Below are 15835 nucleotides of genomic sequence, written 5' to 3' on the forward strand. Positions count from 1 at the left end.
CTCCTATTCGGTGACGGGGCGGACGACGGCGGTGGCGCCGCTGATGTCGGCGACGGCGATGCGGGTGCCGGCGAGGATGGGCGTGCCGTCCGCGCTGCGGGCGGTCCAGATGTCGCCGTTGCTGAGCTTGACCTGACCGGTGATCTGCGTGATGTCGAGCAGCGCGGTGCCCTGGAGGCCCATCAGGGCATCGACGTTCGACTTCACCGGGTCCTCGCCACGTCGCAGGCGATGGAGCAGGGGAGGGCGGAGGAAGAAGATGAACAGCGCCGCCGCGACGGCGGCCACGATGAGCTGCGCCCACCAAGGCAGTCCGAGCAGCCCGCCGATCAGGCCGACGAGACCTCCGAACGAGAGCATGAGGAAGGTGAAGTCGAGAGTGAGCATCTCGATCACGAGGAAGACGGCGATCAGCACCAGCCAGGCGATCCATGCCCACTGGCTGATGTCGGCCATGAATGCCGTGAAACCGTCCATGCGCCCTCCTGGTCGTCAACCTACCACGCGGCTCAGCCCGCGGTCGGCCTGGGCCGGCGTTGTAGTGTGGGTTGTCGCCAATCCAGCGATTTTCGCGCATCCCGAGGAGCAGAGATGACCCAGGTCCTTCCCGCCGGATCCCTCGACGGCAAGGTGGCTCTCGTCACCGGCTCGTCGCGAGGCATCGGAGCCGACACCGTCCGCTACTTCGCCGAGGCGGGTGCGGACGTCGTGATCAACTTCCGCAACAAGGCTCCGCGCGCCGAGAAGCTCGCGACCGAGCTGCGCGCCCTGGGCCGCCGTGCGCTCGTCGTCGGCGCTGACCTGACGGACCCCGCATCGGTGTCGTCGATGTTCGACCGGGTTAGGGAGGAGTTCGGGCGTCTGGACGTGCTCGTGCTCAATGCCTCTGGAGGCATGGAGTCCGGAATGGCCGAGGACTACGCCCTCAAGCTCAACCGCGACGCCCAGGTCAACGTGCTGCAGACCGCGGAGCCGCTGCTCGGCGACGGAGCCCGGGTGGTCTTCGTGACCAGCCACCAGGCCCACTTCATCCGCACCACCCCCACCATGCCCGAGTACGAGCCGGTCGCCCGCTCCAAGCGCGCCGGCGAGGATGCGCTGCGCGAGCTGATCCCCGGCCTCGCTGAGAAGGGCATCGGCTTCACCGTGGTCTCGGGCGACATGATCGAGGGCACCATCACGGCGACGCTGCTCGAGCGCGCCAACCCCGGTGCCATCGCCGGCCGCCGCGAGTCGGCCGGGAAGCTCTACAACGTATCGGAGTTCGCCGCCGAGGTCGCCAAGGCCGCCGTCGAGCCCGTGCCGGCCGACAACACCCGTCTGATCGGCGACACCTCGGACTTCGCCGCCGAGTGACGCAGCGGTGAACAGAAGGAGGCGGCCCGCAGGGGATCGCCTCCTTCTGTCATTCCTGCCTCAGACCGCGGGATCCGGGATCAGGGTGGCTTCGGTGTCCTTGAGAGTGAAGGCGCGCACCAGCTGCACCACTCCCAGGGCGACGAGCGAGATGCCGAGGATGATCCAGAGGACCGCTGCCGCGTACAGCGGCGAGAGCAGCACGGCGATGCCCGCGACGATGCCGAGCAGCGCATAGAGAAGCGTCCACACCTTCGACGCGTCGTGTCCCATCAGACTCAGGGCCACCACGCCGTCGGCGATCCAGCTGACGCCGATGAAGATCGCGACCACGATCGCCAGCGTCACGGTCGCGGCGCCGAGGTTCGCGAAGGCGATGATGCCGGTGGCGATGAAGAGCAGACCGAGCGCGATGTGACCGGCGCGCACCCACCCGCCGCCCTTGCCGGAGAAGATCCCCAGTCCGAGGTAGACGAGGCCGCTCACGATCAGATAGCTGGCGAAGATGCCTGTGACGATGACCGCCGACTTCTGCGGCCAGATGAGCAGCACGAGACCGGCGACGAGCGTGATCGCGCCGGCTATGCCGAGGAAGATCCGCACGGAGCGCAGGAAACCCGGCTCTGCGGTGAGTGGTGGGGCCATGGTGATCCTTTCGTGAGCGGGCGCTACGCGCCACACGCTAGCGGATGCCAGGATCGTTTTGTGGCACAGGATGACGAGAGGCGTCGGCTGTCGGAGCTGGTCAGGCTGCGCCGAGTGCGCGACCGGATCGATCGCGAGTACGCGCGCCCGCTCGACGTCGAGACCCTGGCGCGCGGCGAGCACATGTCGGCGGGGCATCTCAGCCGAAGATTCCGGCAGGTGTTCGGCGAATCGCCATACTCCTATCTGATGACCCGACGCATCGAGCGGGCCATGGCTCTGCTTCGCCGTGGCGACGTGAGCGTGACCGATGCCTGCTTCCAGGTGGGGTTCTCGTCGCTCGGCACGTTCAGCACGCGCTTCAGCGAACTCGTCGGTGTGTCGCCGAGCACCTACCGTCGCGACCCCGGGCTCGGGCCCGGCATCCCGTCGTGGGTGGAGAAGCAGGCGACCAGACCGATCAGGAATCGAGAAGCGACGTCGCACGGGCGTGAGTAGCGTCGAGGCCATGAACAACCTCACCATCAGCGTCAGCTTCCTCCCGCACACCGATCCCGAGGCATCCCTCGCCTTCTATCGCGACGTGCTCGGATTCGAGGTCCGCAAGGACGTCGGATACGAGGACATGCGGTGGATCACGGTCGGGCCGGCCGGCCAGCCCGACACGTCGATCGTGCTCACCCCGCCCGCCGTGGATCCGGGCATCAGCGACGACGAGCGCCGAACCATCCTGGAGCTGATGGCGAAGGGCAGCTACGCCGGCGTCGTGCTCACCGCCGACGACGTCGACGCGGCGTTCGCCGAGATCGAGGCGAGGGGCGTCGACGTCGTGCAGGAGCCGATCGACCAGCCCTACGGCGTGCGGGACTGCGCGTTCCGCGACCCGGCCGGTAACTTCGTGCGTATCAATCAGGCCCTCGTCTGACGACGCCCAGCTCGAGCATCCCGTCCACCCCGTCCGAAGGAACCGCAGTGTCACAGGATCACCCCGCCGACAGCCACGACGTCATCCGCGTCGAGGGCGCTCGTGAGAACAACCTCAAGGATGTCTCCGTCAGCCTGCCCAAGCGCCGCCTGACCGTCTTCACCGGCGTCTCCGGCTCGGGCAAGAGCTCGCTCGTGTTCGACACGATCGCCGCGGAGTCGCGACGGATGATCGACGAGACCTACAGCGCGTTCGTGCAGGGCTTCATGCCCTCGGTGCCGCGGCCCGACGTCGACGTGCTCGAAGGGCTCACCACCGCCATCATCGTCGACCAGGAGCGTCTCGGCGCGAACCCGCGGTCGACGGTCGGCACGGTGACGGATGCCAACGCGATGCTCCGCATCCTGTTCTCGAAGTTCGGCGAACCGTACATCGGCGGACCGACGGCGTTCTCGTTCAACATCCCCACGCAGAAAGCCAGTGGCGTGATGACCGGGCCGAAGGGCGAGAAGAAGATCGTCAAGGACGCGGTGTACCTCGGCGGCATGTGCCCCCGCTGCGAGGGCAGGGGAGCGGTGTCCGACATCGACCTCGCCCAGGTGGTGGACGAGTCGAAGTCGCTGGACGGGGGTGCGATCATGGTGCCCGGGTACACCGCCGACGGATGGATGGTGAAGGGATTCTCGGAGTCGGGCTTCTATCCCGCCGACAAGCCGATCGGGTCGTTCACCGACAAGCAGCGGCAGCTGTTCCTCTACGGCGAGGTCACCAAGGTCAAGATCTCGGGGATCAACATGACCTACGAGGGGCTGATCCCGAAGATCACCAAGTCGATGCTGTCGAAGGACATCGACGCACTGCAGCCGCACATCCGCGCGTTCGTCGAGCGGGTGGCAACTTTCAAGACCTGCCCCGAGTGCGACGGCACGCGACTCACCGAGGGTGCGCGATCGTCGAAGATCGACGGCACGAGCATCGCCGACGCGTGTCGCATGCAGATCACCGATCTCGCCGCCTGGGTGCGCGGCCTCTCGGTGCGCGGCGCCGGGCCGCTGCTGGACGCGCTGCGGGCGAATCTCGACTCGTTCGTCACCCTCGGACTCGGCTATCTGAGCCTCGAGCGGCCGTCGGGGACGCTGAGCGGGGGAGAGGCGCAGCGCATCAAGCTGCTGCGGCACCTCGGCTCGTCGCTCACCGACGTCACCTACGTGTTCGATGAGCCGACCATCGGGCTTCATCCGCACGACATCCAGCGGATGAACTCGCTGCTGCTGAGGCTGCGCGACAAAGGCAACACGGTGCTCGTCGTCGAGCACAAACCCGAGACGATCGCGATCGCCGATCGCGTCGTCGACCTCGGACCGGGCGCCGGCAGCGGCGGGGGAGAGGTCTGCTTCGAGGGCACCGTCGCCGAGCTGTCGCAGAGCGGCACGCTCACCGGGCGTCATCTGCACGATCGTGCGTCGCTGAAGGATGCCGTGCGAGAGCGCAGCGGCGTCATCGAGGTGCGCGGCGCGGACGCGAACAACCTCAAGGACATCGACGTAGACGTGCCCACCGGGGTGCTCACGGTCGTCACGGGCGTCGCCGGCTCGGGGAAGAGCTCGCTCGTTCACGGATCGATAGCGCCGATGGACGGCGTGGTCGCGATCGATCAGACGGCGATCAAGGGCTCGCGCCGTAGCAACCCGGCCACCTACACGGGGATGCTGGAGCCGATCCGCAAGGCGTTCGCCAAGACCAACGGCGTGAAGCCAGCGCTGTTCAGCGCGAACAGCGAGGGCGCCTGCCCGAGCTGCAAGGGATCGGGTGTGATCGTCACCGAGCTCGGATTCATGGACACGATCGAGACGCCGTGCGAGGACTGCGGGGGCAAGCGGTTCCAGCTGGGTGTGCTCGACTACAAGCTGGGCGGACTCGACATCACCGAGGTCCTCGACCTTCCCGTCGCCGAGGCGCACACGTTCTTCTCGGCGCCGGAGACGAAGATCCCCGCCGTGGTCTCGGTGCTGAGCCGACTCGAGGACGTCGGGCTGGGATATCTGACCCTCGGACAGCCGCTGTCCACTCTGTCCGGCGGAGAGCGCCAGCGACTCAAGCTGGCGATTCAGATGGGGGAGAAGGCCGACGTGTACGTGCTCGACGAGCCGACCACCGGCCTGCACCTCGCAGACGTCGAGAACCTGCTGGGTCTGCTCGACCGACTGGTCGACGCGGGCAAGACCGTCATCGTCATCGAGCATCATCAGGCGGTGATGGCGCACGCCGACTGGATCATCGACATCGGGCCCGGCGCAGGACACGACGGCGGGCGGGTGGTGTTCGAGGGCACGCCGGGCGATCTTGTCGCCTCGCGATCGACGCTCACCGGCGAGCACCTGGCGGAGTACGTCGGATGACGGCGCAGGAATCCATCGACGCCCGCATCCTGAGCTACTACGGCGAGCTGTTCGATGAAGGGGCGCGCCTTACGACCCGGTCTGCGCAGGGCCCTGTCGAGTTCGCGCGCACGCAGGAGATCATCCTCGAGCGCGTCTCCGCCGGGCGCGTGCTGGACATCGGCGGCGGCGCCGGTGTGCACGCGCGGGCATTGCAGTCCGCCGGCTTCGAGGTGGAGGTGATCGATCCCGTTCCGCGGCACGTCGATCAGGCTCGGGCCGCCGGCCTGAGCGCCCGGATCGGCGACGCCCGCGCTCTGCCGTTCCAGGATGCCGAGTTCGACGCGGCGCTCGTGCTCGGGCCCCTGTACCACCTCGCCGCTCGTGAAGACCGCCAGCTCGCGCTGCGCGAGGCGGCGCGCGTCGTGCGCCCCGATGGTCTGATTTTCGCGGCGGGGCTCTCGCGATTCATCGCATTCGGGAAGACGACTCTGGCCCGCGGCATCCCCGACCCATATCCCGATGAGTGGGTCGCGGTGGCAGCCAGGGGAGAGCCCGCCGCCGGGATGCGGTTCCCCGCCGGCCACTTCCACACTGCCGAAGAGCTTGACGAGGAGGCGCGCTCATCCGGACTGGAGGTCGAGGCGGTGCTGGGCGTGGAGGGTCCCGCCGGTTCACTGCTGGAGTCGCTGGAGGGTGCAGGGGAGGAGCTCGTGCAGGCAGCGCTTACGGTCGCCCGCGCTGCGGCTTCTGTTCCCGGTGTGCGCGACATGAGCGCGCACCTCATCGCGGTCGCGCGCGTTCGGTCATGAGTCGCGCTGGGCGACGATCGTATACGTGCAGGGGATGAGGTCGCGCTCGGATTCCGCCCACGCGTAGCCGCCCGCGACCTCGACCATGCGGGGGCTGAACTGCCAGGGGAGTGTGCGGCCCTCATCGAAGTGCACCAGGCGCAGGCCGTGGGCGAGCAGAGCGCCGATGATCTCGGAGAGCGGATGCGGCCACTCATAGGTGCGCGAATGCTCGACCCTGCCTTCGCCGACGTACGTCGAGGGGTCGTCCCACAACTGGGCGCGACCGTCGCCGAAGTACGGGTATCGCGTCTTCAGATCGGGCGCCTCTTCGTCGAGCGCGTACAGAGCAGGATGTCCGTCGCGGATGTAGAAGATGCCACCGGGTCGCAGCAGCCCGTGGATCTGCTCGGCCCAGCGGTTCAGGTCTTCGAGCCAGGTGATCGTTCCGATGCTGGTGTAGACGACGTCGAACTCTCTGTCGACGGCGCGACGTGCATCCAGCACATCGGTCTCGACCCAGCGCGCCTGTACGCCCGCACGCGCAGCCAGGGCGTCGGCCACCGTCAGCGCCGGACCGGAGAAGTCGACTCCGGTGACGTTCGCCCCGGCGCGCGCCAGTGAGACGGTGTCTGTGCCGATGTGGCACTGCAGGTGGCAGAGGTCCAGCCCTCGCAGGCTCTGCTCGGGAAGAAACCGCTCGAGAACCGGCAGATCCGCGCGCACGACGTCGCTCAAGTGCGCGGGATCGTCGTAGCGGTCGAGACCGTAGGCGACCTCGTGCAGCGGGACGCGGTCGTTCCAGTTCTCGTGATTGGCTCGCCGCGCGGATTCCCAATCGATGTCGACATTGCTCCCGTTCACATCGGCGAGCATACCCAGCGCACGCCGCGCGGCGCATCAGTGTTGTGCGTGGGCATCCAGCAGACTGAGACGGTGTCGGTCGATCGCTCTCATATCCGCGTCAAGGCGATGCTCATCGTGCTGCATCCCGATGGCGCACGGCATCTCGTCAGCGTGAACGCGCCGACGGTGGAGAATCCGCAGGGATTCCATCGTCTGGTCGGCGGCAGCGTCGAGCTCGGCGAGCGTCTGGACGATGCGATCGTGCGAGAGCTCGACGAGGAGCTCGGCGCTCGCATCCACGAGATACGGCATCTGGGGATGATGGAGAACATCTTCAGGTACAACGGCGAACTGGGCCACGAACTCGTCGCGCTGTACAGCGGTCGGCTCGATCCCACGCCCGCCGAGCACGGCGCGACGTTGACTGAGTCGGACGGATCGGTCGTTCCGATCGCCTGGCGACCGATCGATGATGCTGATAGCTCGATGCCGCTGTATCCGGCAGGGATTCAGGGCTGGATTGACGGCACTGCGGTGTCCATGCGGAATAACCGATAATGCACATTATGTCAGTACAAGCAATCATTATTGCAGTGGATGAAATTCCACTCAAGCTCCACCGGCGCCACGACTGAGGCTACCGCGAAACTCCGCTGACGGGGCCGCGCTCCCCTGGATTCCCGCCACTTCATTCGACTCTGACAGCGCGACACTAGTCTCCGCCCGCAGCATGCGTTGCGGTGCTCGAATGCCTCAACTCCCGTGCCGTTGCAACGATCTTTCGTTTGGTGAATGATAGTTGCATCCAATGAAAGGAAGTCTGCATGGTCATCGAGTTGACGAGCCACGCCAAATGGGGCGCGGGCGTTGCCGTACTTCACCCCGAGGAGCAGACCTTCAACGAGATGCTGTCGGGCTTTCGTCGCCAGCAGCTCGCGCGTGGCCTGTCCATCGGAACGATTGAGGGCCGTGAAGCGGTCGTGCGCAGGTTCATGGAGACCACGAACCAGTACCCGTGGCTCTGGACCGTCGAGCACATCGACGAGTTCTTCGGGGACCAGGTTGCGATCCACGGGAACAAGCGGCCAACGATCCGCAAGTACCAGGACGCGCTCAGCATGTTCACCGACTTCATCTGCTCCCCCGCGTATGACTGGGTCACCAGGTGCAACGACATGTTCGGCACCCACCCCGTCCCGGTGCTTCATCAGTGGAATATGGTGCGACACATCCAGGAGGCCGAGCATGGTGGCCGCCGACGTCCGTTCCGCCACAGAGAGCTGCAGGCATTCTTTGACCGCGCTGACGATGAAGCCGACAGCATCTCCCGTCTGAACAGGAAGGGGTGGGCCGCGGCGTTCCGCGATAGCACGCTGTTCAAACTCACCTACTGCTTTGGCCTTCGACGAAACGAGATTCGACACCTCGAGACCTTCGACTTCAGCCGAAACGCCCACGCACCTGAGTTCGGAAAGTACGGTCACCTAAACGTCCGGTTTGGTAAGGCGATGAAGGGATCCGACCACAAGCAGCGAAACGTCTTGGCGGTGTTCCCGTGGGGCTCGGAGATTCTCGAAGAGTGGCTCGAGCGCGGACTCCCCCGCTTCGGCGGCGGCGGCACATCACTGTTTCCCACGGAGCGAGGAACGCTCGTCTCCGAGTCGGCGCTGAACACTCGCTTCCGCCTTTATCGCGATGAGCTCGGCTTCGGCAAGGACCTCACCTTTCACTCGTTGCGTCACTCCTACATCACCCATCTGATCGAGGGCGGGTTCGATTCGCTCTTCGTCCAACAACAGGTTGGACACGAGTACGCATCGACCACCGCGCTCTACACCGGGGTCTCCAGCGACTTCCGTGTCAAGACACTCAGACGAACGCTCGACAGTACGATGGCCGATGCACTCAAGTACGGATTGAAGGACTGACATGCGACGCACCGCCGACTACGCCTGGAACCTCGCCGAACTCATGGCACGCAACGGGATGCATAACTCGACCGACTTGGCTCCGCATCTCAATAACCACGGCCTCACAATGTCATCTGCGCAGATCTGGCGGTTGGTCACACAACGGCCAGAACGCCTCTCGCTGCCCCTCCTCGCGGCGCTCTGCGACATCTTCCATTGCACACCCGCGGACCTCATCACTGTGTCCGCGCAGGACGCCACCAACACAAAGAAGGTCGTCAACCAGGTCATGGACTTCAAGGGCCCCGTCAGCCAGGCGCGGCCCCGCCGAGCTCGAATTCTGCGCGATGAGTCCGAGTAGCGAACGGCCCCGCCGCAAGGGGCGGCCGCGAGGCGAAGGTGAGGTCCGCTGCGCGCGTTGCGGAGACCTCGGTCCGGCATCCACAACCAAGTATCGGTTACCTGAGGGCCTCATCTGCGGGCGATGCTACGACCGGGCCGTCCATACCCATGGAATCTGTGCCGGCTGCCATGTCGAACGATTGCTGCCGGGAATCGACGCGGAGGGTGGGCCGCTCTGCGCAGATTGCGCCGGCATCAACCGCGACTTTCGCTGTAAACGATGCTACCGGGAGCGAGCGATCTTTCGCGCCGGACTCTGCGAGCTTTGCGCTCTATCCGATGACCTCAACCAGGTGCTCGGGCACCCCACCGAGAGTCATCGCAGCGATCTCCTGCAGCTCAGGGACCACTTGCTCCGAGCGGACCGCCCTACTAGCGTCCTCACCTGGATTCGCTCCGCCAAGGTTAGGTCTCTGCTCGGCGCTCTCGCGGAAGGTCAGGGCCCGCCGGACCACGCCGTTCTTGACGCGCTCCCGCAAGGCGGCGCCGTCGACCACATCAGAGCGTTGCTCGTTGAGGTGGGCGTCCTTGTTCCTCGCGACGAGGCGTTCACGCGTTTCGAAGCATGGGTTCGCAAGAAGGTTGAGTCGTTCGAAGGCGAGCACAGGGGCGCGCTCGAACGATACGCGGTTTGGTATCACCTACACCGCATCAGACAGATTCAGAGCAATGACCGCGACGTTCATTCCGCCGCCCACAACGCGAAGCAACAAATCACGGCAGCGGCGAACTTCCTGCATTGGCTCCAGGAGCAGGAGATCACACTCGACGTCTGCCCCCAATCCCTCGTCGACATCTGGCTCACGACGGGAAACTCGAGTCGATACACGGTCCGCGGGTTCTTGCAGTTCGCGAGAGAAAGCAGGCTCGCTCCCCCACTTCACGTCCCTACGCGCCACGCTCGCGCCCAAACTCGGCGCATTACCGACAGCGAGCGACTGGAGTGGATTGGCTACTACCTGACGGAGGACTCGCTCTCACCCGCGGCGCGTTCCGCCGCCCTGCTATTGCTGGTCTTCGGCCAACCGCTGACGCGCATCGCCACGATGCGACTGGACGCGGTCCACGATGACGCCGTCGAGGGCATGAGAATCAGGTTCTCGGAAGACCCGGTCCACGTCCCAGAGCCGTTTGATGGCATCCTCCGCCAACATCTGGCCTCCAGAGCTCGAACACGGACCGGCTCGGTCGGCAGCAACCCCTACCTGTTTCCAGGAGCGCGCGCAGGGCGGCACATCACGCGCGAGCAGCTCAAGGTGGAGCTCAACTCGCTAGGGGTTGACGTCCTCGCGGCGAAGAACACCACGCTCGACGAGCTGGTCGCCGCGATGCCAGCGCCCATGGTGGCGGACGCCCTTGGATACAGCTATACGGCGCTTGGCCAGCACGAGCAGCACCGGGGTGTTCGATATCGGAGCTACGTGAGCGGCCGCTACGGCGACTAGGACAAGCACGGCCTTCCCGGCTGCCATGGACGCAGAACAATCCTCATCGATATATTGCTCGGCCTAGCGGAAGCGGCTCTATTCACCGGCTGCAATCAGTTGGGCTCCTCTCTAGTGAGCCCAACTGTCAATTTCGGGTCCGGCGCAGCAACACATTGGGCCCGGTCGGTCATCTCAGAAGCGCGTCAACTTCGTTCGAGGAGATCTCCTTGAAGGGGGCCATGTCGGCGTTGACGGCTCGGAAACCACCGTCCCCTGTAGCTGCAAACATGCCGGCGGAACCGCCGAGAATAACGAAAGTCCCGTCGAAGCTGTCCTTGGCGAAGAGGAGGTAGTCGTTGGAGACCTTAAGTTTTGGCTCCTCCTGTGCCTCGTACACGACCCCATCAATCGTCCCGCCAGTCTGAATGACTACGACGGTGGCACCGATCTTGGTGTCGCCGCGGTGAACGGCAGTGACCTGCAATGTCACAGCCGTGGCGGCCACGGCGTCGTCCTGCTCCATCGCGCGCTTCTTCTCCTCGTCGGAGAGACCGTACATCGGGTTTTCTTCGGGAGAGTCACCCTCATACCGGGGCGTGAGTACAGTATCCTCGGTCGAGAGCACAGTCCCCTCCACGACGAGGGTCGCCGTTTCGGCCAGCGATTTCTCGTCGTATGTGGGGTAGTCACCGGAACCCTGCACGGTCCTTGTACATCCTGCAAGCATCAACGTGACGACCGCGAGTGCGACACCGAATCGATACGCTCTTAAGTTCACCATTCCGAATCCTTAGTAGTAGGAGTTTGACTCGCCGACTTCGCCACTTGTCGGGCCCGTCACAGTGTTGCGATTGCGGTTGTGGCTCATGAGCTGGAACTGGTTGGTGGTGTGGGCGAGTCGAAGAGCGTGCCCATACTCATGCGCGGTCGTGCTCTTCACCACATTCCCCCACGTATAGCCTTTCTGTTTGATGTGGGCGTTCAGATTCGTTGAGTCCAATCGAATTCTGAAGCTGGTCCCTTGCGTAATCGGGTTGTAGTACCCAAACCAGTCACTTCCGTAGGAACCGACAGCCGTGTTACTGACACACGACGACGACTGATAGAGGTTGCCCGTGAAGTACGAATTGTTATTCCACGCATTGCGTCCATTGTTGATCGCCGACGCCCACGTTGAGTTCACCGTCAAGGGCTTCATGCAGAGGACGTTATTCCACATCCCCGCAGAGTAGTATGCGGCATTTGCGGCGGTAGTCGATGTCAACCCGAACAACAGGAAGGTCCCACACACCGCCAGGAAAACTTTCAGCCGCTGGCGCAACCTGCGCATCTGGTCGACGGTCATTGCCAACATCTTCCTGCAAGCTCACCATTGAGTGGCCACAGCGTAGCGCAGGTACTACGACTTTGGAAGGCTTCCGTGACCCGGAGCGTCGGAACTGACTTCGCTTCAGAATCCAGAAGGATGGACGGGTCTCGTCAGCCCAAGAGACAACAGCTCGGCACGGCTACTCAATCAGCACAAAGCGCCTGCGGTGATAACCAGGCCACAATCATTCAGGTTTGCCACTCTCCCGATGTTCTGCTCAATCTTCCGGCCAGGTGTGCAACGGATCGGTGGGCACGTACTGCGGGCGTTCATCGATGATCTCGATGGTCTTGCCGGGGGTAGTCATTCCGTTGGCGTGCGCGATGGCTGCGAGTGTGCAGCAGCTGTGTGCGCCCGCGGTCCAGGCCGAAGCGTCCTCGTAGGCGTCCACGGCACCCCGGGCGCCGAGACTGACGCCCACTAGCCCGATGCAAGCCACCTGCGTGGTCGTGGCGGCTCACGGGTCGCAGTAGCTGAGGACGGTCGGCACCCCTGCAGCCTCTGGACCGGGTGGGGTCCACAGCTTGAACATCGAGCACACCCTCAGCGCGGGAGATCCCCGCAAGGGGAACTAGGAAATCGACCAACAATACTCATCTTGATAATGTCCTTCCCCAGTAGCCTGATTCCGCACCTCTCCCGCGAGCGGCGAACCTGCAGCGTCACTCTCGCTGCAGGGCCCGCTCGACACTGAGCCTCGGAGTGCGCCATCGTCGCTGCGGATCCCACCACGCCGGACCGCGGATCTCGGGCAGTCCGCTCTGCATGCGAATCTGCCAGCCCGAGGTGTCGAGCGTTCTGTGATGCCACCAGCACAGTGGTACGCCGTTGTCGGTGTGGGTCGGTCCGCCACGAGCATGCTCGACGACGTGATGGATCTCACACCACGACGCACGCACATGGCATCCGGGAATCAGGCACTCCTGATCGCGCAGCACGATCGCCCGCCGCTGGTAGGCGGTGAACACCCGGTCGCTCACCACGATCCCGGCGATGCGGCCCTCGTCGGTGAGGATCCGCTGGATCGTGCCGGAGCAGCCGGTGTGCGCAGCAACGGACGCGCTGACCGGCGCCTCGACGCCGGGAATGGTCGCCCAGCCCGCACCTGCCGTCAGGTCGGATGCCGTGACCTGCACGACCAGAGTCGGCGCCGCTCCCCCGAGGTGCGGCATCTCATCGTGACGCGCGGCGATCCCCAATGCGGTGGCGAGTGCATCGTGCTGCCTCTGAGGCGTGGTTCTCGGGTCGATGACCTTGCGCGGGTCGCTGTTGAATTCGTCGTCTTCACCGTCGTGCTCGTCTGAGAAGCGGAAGGCCACGCCGAGATCGGCCGGCCCATCGACCTTCGGATTGAGCAAGGCGTCGAAGATGAGCTGCAGCTGGGCGTACACCTCGGGAAGGAGGTTGCCGCGGATCGGATAGACGCCGTCCTGAACTCGACCGATGGTGACACCCCGTCGCTGGCGGGCACGTTCCTCCGTCGGCTCGGAACCATCCGGATCCAGCCGCATCGCAATCGCCTGCGCGAGAAGCTTCAGATCCTCGGCGATCGCCGGTGGCATGGCATCCGAGACGCCGTCCGACACACCCCTCGCCATGTCCGCCAGAACTGCGTCGGCCTGCCACCGCGCGGGAGCTCCGATGCGGTCACCCGCCTGCTCGATCGGGCCGATCGCCGAAAGCAGACCGGCGACACCCAGATCGCCGCCCAGCATCGCCTGTCGCAGGGCAGGCCAGCGAGCAGGCATCCACTCCCCCGACGTGATCTCGCGATCCCGGCTCACGGCGCGACCGGCCTTCGCGATCTGCGCAGCCGTACGAGCATCCGCGCGCAGTGCGCGCTGCAGCAGTTCGTTCATGCTCCGGCATCCGCCGGCCGCCGGCAGCGTCGGGGCGTCTGCGGTGGCCACCGTCTCGACGATCACCGCCTCCACCCGCCGCTGCACCTCCCCTACTCGAGCGAGCACGCCGAGCCGCTCAGAGTCGGTCAGGCATCCGAGCGCGTCATCCGACAACAGCAGATCAAGGTCGGCGACGACCCGGTCGAGCACTGCTGCGGTGGTTTCCATACCTCCATTGAACACCGGGCCACCGACATTGATCCGGCTGAGTATCTCCCGGTCAGCGAGATTTTCCGCGATCGCCGAATCCCTGCTGTCCACTCGCGGTGACAGGCGCCCCGTAGACGTCCAGCCCACCGGGAACGATCCGCACCGTCGCCACCGTGCTGCCCTCCTCGAGCACGGAGACCTCCCCGTCGTGCGCCACGTTCACCGCAGCGCCCGTCGACGAGCGCGCCTCGATCCGGACCTGCTCGGCGGTGAACGCCTCGATCGTCGCGAGCGCGGCGCGCCCGGGCACCCGATCGAGAAGCCCGGATGCCCGCACGCCGAACGCCAGCGCGACGAGCCCGCGCAGTCGCGGCATCCGGCCCCGCGCGTGCAGCACCCGCACATCCAGAACGCCGTCGTCGAGGCGACGTCGCTGCAGCGGCACCATCGACGCCGATGAGTTCTGCCCTGCGGCGACTGCGATCGACCAGACGCGCGCTGCGCGTCCGTCGACGCGCACGTTCAGCGTGTGCGCCCGCGCCAGCACCCGCACCGCTGCGATCAGCGCGGCGACGGGTTTGCCCAGGGCCGACTCCATCTCTTCGCGTTTCGCCACGAAACCCGGGTACACCCCGATCGAGGCGACATTCATCACGGTCACCGGCTGCCCGTCGTCGATCGTCAGCTCGGCGACATCGACGCGCCGGCCCGCGCCGTCTCGCAACGCCTGCACCGCATCGTCGATCGTCTCGGCACCCGCCGTTCGTGCGAAGTGGTTGAAGGTTCCGCCCGGGAAGATCAGCAGCGGAAGGCGAGCCCGGCGTGCGGCGTCGGCGGTGGCGGCGACGGTGCCGTCTCCGCCCCAGACGCCGATGACCCGGGGCGGGTTGGCTCCGGTCAGGGCATCACGCACCAGTTCCGCGATGCGCTCGCCCTCTTCGAGAACGTGGATGCGGGCGAGCGGAAGCTCTCGCGAGATGAACCCGCGGGGCTCCGGGCGCAGCGGGTCGATGCCCGAGGCGACGTTCACGAAGATGAGTGCGCCGTTCCCCTCCGGCAGCGACGGGAGGGGAATCGCCGGACCGAGGTGCGCGGGCTCCGGGCGTGCAGGAGCCGGCACCAGCATCCGACCCACGACCGCGACGGCGGAGCCCAGCGCTGCTCCCCCGATCACGTCCGAGAGCCAGTGCGCACCGGTGTGCAGACGCGAGTACGCCACCGCGGCGCCGAGCGGTGCGAGCAGGGCGCCCGAGCGGCCGGACTCGAGGGCGACGCCGGTGACGAAGGCCGCCGCCGATGCCGAGTGACCCGAGGGGAACGAGCCGGAGGTCGGCGTGCGCGTGAGGCGTCGCGGCACCGGGACGTCCTTTAGCAGCGGCCGGTCACCGCCGAAGATCTGCTTGCCGACGAGATTCGCCAGCGCACTGCCGACGATCAGCGATCCGATCCCGCGCACCGCCCCGCGGCGCGGCTTGCCGCCGAGCAGGTAGAGCGCCGCGGCGATCTCGAACCACAGACGGCTGCGGTCCGCCCGGTGCGACAGCCGGGCGAGCCTGCGGTCGAGCTGAGGCAGATGGCGGTGGCGATTGACGGCGTGCGATGCGCGCGCGTCGATGTGTCGCACCCAGCGCGGCAGGATGCGCACGCGCCGCAGGGCGATGATCGGATGCGAGGGCCCCTTCATGGTCTGAGAGTAGTCCCCGACAGCCCGGTGGCGAACAGCGCCGTCGCGGAC

General features: G+C 65.8%; 17 protein-coding genes. 9 read left to right on the top strand and 8 right to left on the bottom strand.

Going from position 1 to position 15835, the window contains the following annotated elements; all coding sequences use genetic code 11:
- Positions 1-3: 3 nt before the first annotated feature.
- A complete protein-coding gene (locus V2S04_RS10405; RefSeq protein ID WP_413638415.1) occupies positions 4-477 on the bottom strand; it encodes an NfeD family protein in 474 nt (157 codons plus the stop codon).
- 114 nt (positions 478-591) lie between these two features.
- Here V2S04_RS10405 and V2S04_RS10410 point away from each other — a divergent pair, with 114 nt between their 5' ends.
- A complete protein-coding gene (locus V2S04_RS10410; RefSeq protein WP_099195622.1) occupies positions 592-1356 on the top strand; it encodes an SDR family oxidoreductase in 765 nt (254 codons plus the stop codon).
- A gap of 60 nt (positions 1357-1416) precedes the next feature.
- On the opposite strand, the gene V2S04_RS10415 is transcribed toward V2S04_RS10410, so the two are convergent.
- The gene (locus V2S04_RS10415) at positions 1417-2001 is read right to left on the bottom strand and encodes an HdeD family acid-resistance protein (protein ID WP_413638416.1); all 585 of its coding nucleotides are present in this window, start codon (positions 1999-2001) and stop codon (positions 1417-1419) included.
- 60 nt (positions 2002-2061) lie between these two features.
- On the opposite strand from V2S04_RS10415, the gene V2S04_RS10420 reads away from it, so the two are divergent.
- From V2S04_RS10420 to V2S04_RS10435, 4 genes are read left to right on the top strand one after another with little or no spacing between them, the layout of a single operon-like run.
- Positions 2062-2499 (top strand): helix-turn-helix transcriptional regulator, encoded by a 438-nt coding sequence (locus V2S04_RS10420; protein WP_099195624.1) that lies wholly within the window; start codon positions 2062-2064, stop codon positions 2497-2499.
- Positions 2500-2509: 10 nt separating this feature from the next.
- Positions 2510-2926 (top strand): VOC family protein, encoded by a 417-nt coding sequence (locus tag V2S04_RS10425; protein WP_413638417.1) that lies wholly within the window; start codon positions 2510-2512, stop codon positions 2924-2926.
- Positions 2927-2973: 47 nt separating this feature from the next.
- Positions 2974-5325, top strand: a complete 2352-nt coding sequence (locus V2S04_RS10430) for an ATP-binding cassette domain-containing protein (protein ID WP_413638418.1) — start codon at positions 2974-2976, stop codon at positions 5323-5325.
- Positions 5322-6116 (top strand): class I SAM-dependent methyltransferase, encoded by a 795-nt coding sequence (locus tag V2S04_RS10435; RefSeq protein ID WP_099195627.1) that lies wholly within the window; start codon positions 5322-5324, stop codon positions 6114-6116. The genes V2S04_RS10430 and V2S04_RS10435 overlap by 4 nt, the downstream gene beginning before the upstream one ends.
- Here the strand turns inward: V2S04_RS10435 and V2S04_RS10440 are convergent.
- Positions 6111-6959: a class I SAM-dependent methyltransferase gene (locus V2S04_RS10440; protein WP_413638419.1), complete on the bottom strand. Its 849-nt coding sequence runs from the start codon at positions 6957-6959 to the stop codon at positions 6111-6113. The two genes, V2S04_RS10435 and V2S04_RS10440, sit on opposite strands and share 6 nt — an antisense overlap.
- Positions 6960-7007: 48 nt before the next feature.
- On the opposite strand from V2S04_RS10440, the gene V2S04_RS10445 reads away from it, so the two are divergent.
- The 4 genes from V2S04_RS10445 (at position 7008) to V2S04_RS10460 (ending at position 10698) form a co-directional block, all read left to right on the top strand.
- Positions 7008-7499, top strand: a complete 492-nt coding sequence (locus tag V2S04_RS10445; protein ID WP_413638420.1) for an NUDIX domain-containing protein — start codon at positions 7008-7010, stop codon at positions 7497-7499.
- Between the two features lie 266 nt (positions 7500-7765).
- On the top strand, positions 7766-8869 hold the full coding sequence (locus tag V2S04_RS10450) for a tyrosine-type recombinase/integrase (RefSeq protein WP_340086649.1): 1104 nt from the start codon (positions 7766-7768) through the stop codon (positions 8867-8869).
- 1 nt (position 8870) lies between these two features.
- Positions 8871-9212, top strand: a complete 342-nt coding sequence (locus tag V2S04_RS10455) for a helix-turn-helix transcriptional regulator (protein ID WP_340086648.1) — start codon at positions 8871-8873, stop codon at positions 9210-9212.
- A gap of 334 nt (positions 9213-9546) precedes the next feature.
- Positions 9547-10698: a hypothetical protein gene (locus V2S04_RS10460; RefSeq protein WP_413638421.1), complete on the top strand. Its 1152-nt coding sequence runs from the start codon at positions 9547-9549 to the stop codon at positions 10696-10698.
- A 169-nt stretch (positions 10699-10867) separates the two neighbouring features.
- Here the strand turns inward: V2S04_RS10460 and V2S04_RS10465 are convergent, their stop codons facing one another.
- The 5 genes from V2S04_RS10465 to V2S04_RS10485 form a co-directional block, all read right to left on the bottom strand.
- Complete coding sequence (locus V2S04_RS10465; RefSeq protein WP_340086646.1) at positions 10868-11461, bottom strand: hypothetical protein; 594 nt, start codon at positions 11459-11461, stop codon at positions 10868-10870.
- Positions 11462-11470: 9 nt separating this feature from the next.
- The gene (locus V2S04_RS10470; protein WP_340086645.1) at positions 11471-12025 is read right to left on the bottom strand and encodes a hypothetical protein; all 555 of its coding nucleotides are present in this window, start codon (positions 12023-12025) and stop codon (positions 11471-11473) included.
- Between the two features lie 241 nt (positions 12026-12266).
- Positions 12267-12440 (bottom strand): hypothetical protein, encoded by a 174-nt coding sequence (locus tag V2S04_RS10475; protein WP_340086644.1) that lies wholly within the window; start codon positions 12438-12440, stop codon positions 12267-12269.
- Between the two features lie 271 nt (positions 12441-12711).
- Positions 12712-14118 (bottom strand): DUF222 domain-containing protein, encoded by a 1407-nt coding sequence (locus tag V2S04_RS10480; RefSeq protein WP_413638422.1) that lies wholly within the window; start codon positions 14116-14118, stop codon positions 12712-12714.
- Positions 14119-14170: 52 nt separating this feature from the next.
- Positions 14171-15784 (bottom strand): bifunctional phosphatase PAP2/diacylglycerol kinase family protein, encoded by a 1614-nt coding sequence (locus V2S04_RS10485; protein ID WP_413638423.1) that lies wholly within the window; start codon positions 15782-15784, stop codon positions 14171-14173.
- Positions 15785-15835 lie beyond the last annotated feature (51 nt).

The organism is Microbacterium sp. OR21 (assembly GCF_047306785.1).
In the GTDB taxonomy this organism is placed as follows: domain Bacteria; phylum Actinomycetota; class Actinomycetes; order Actinomycetales; family Microbacteriaceae; genus Microbacterium; species Microbacterium esteraromaticum_E.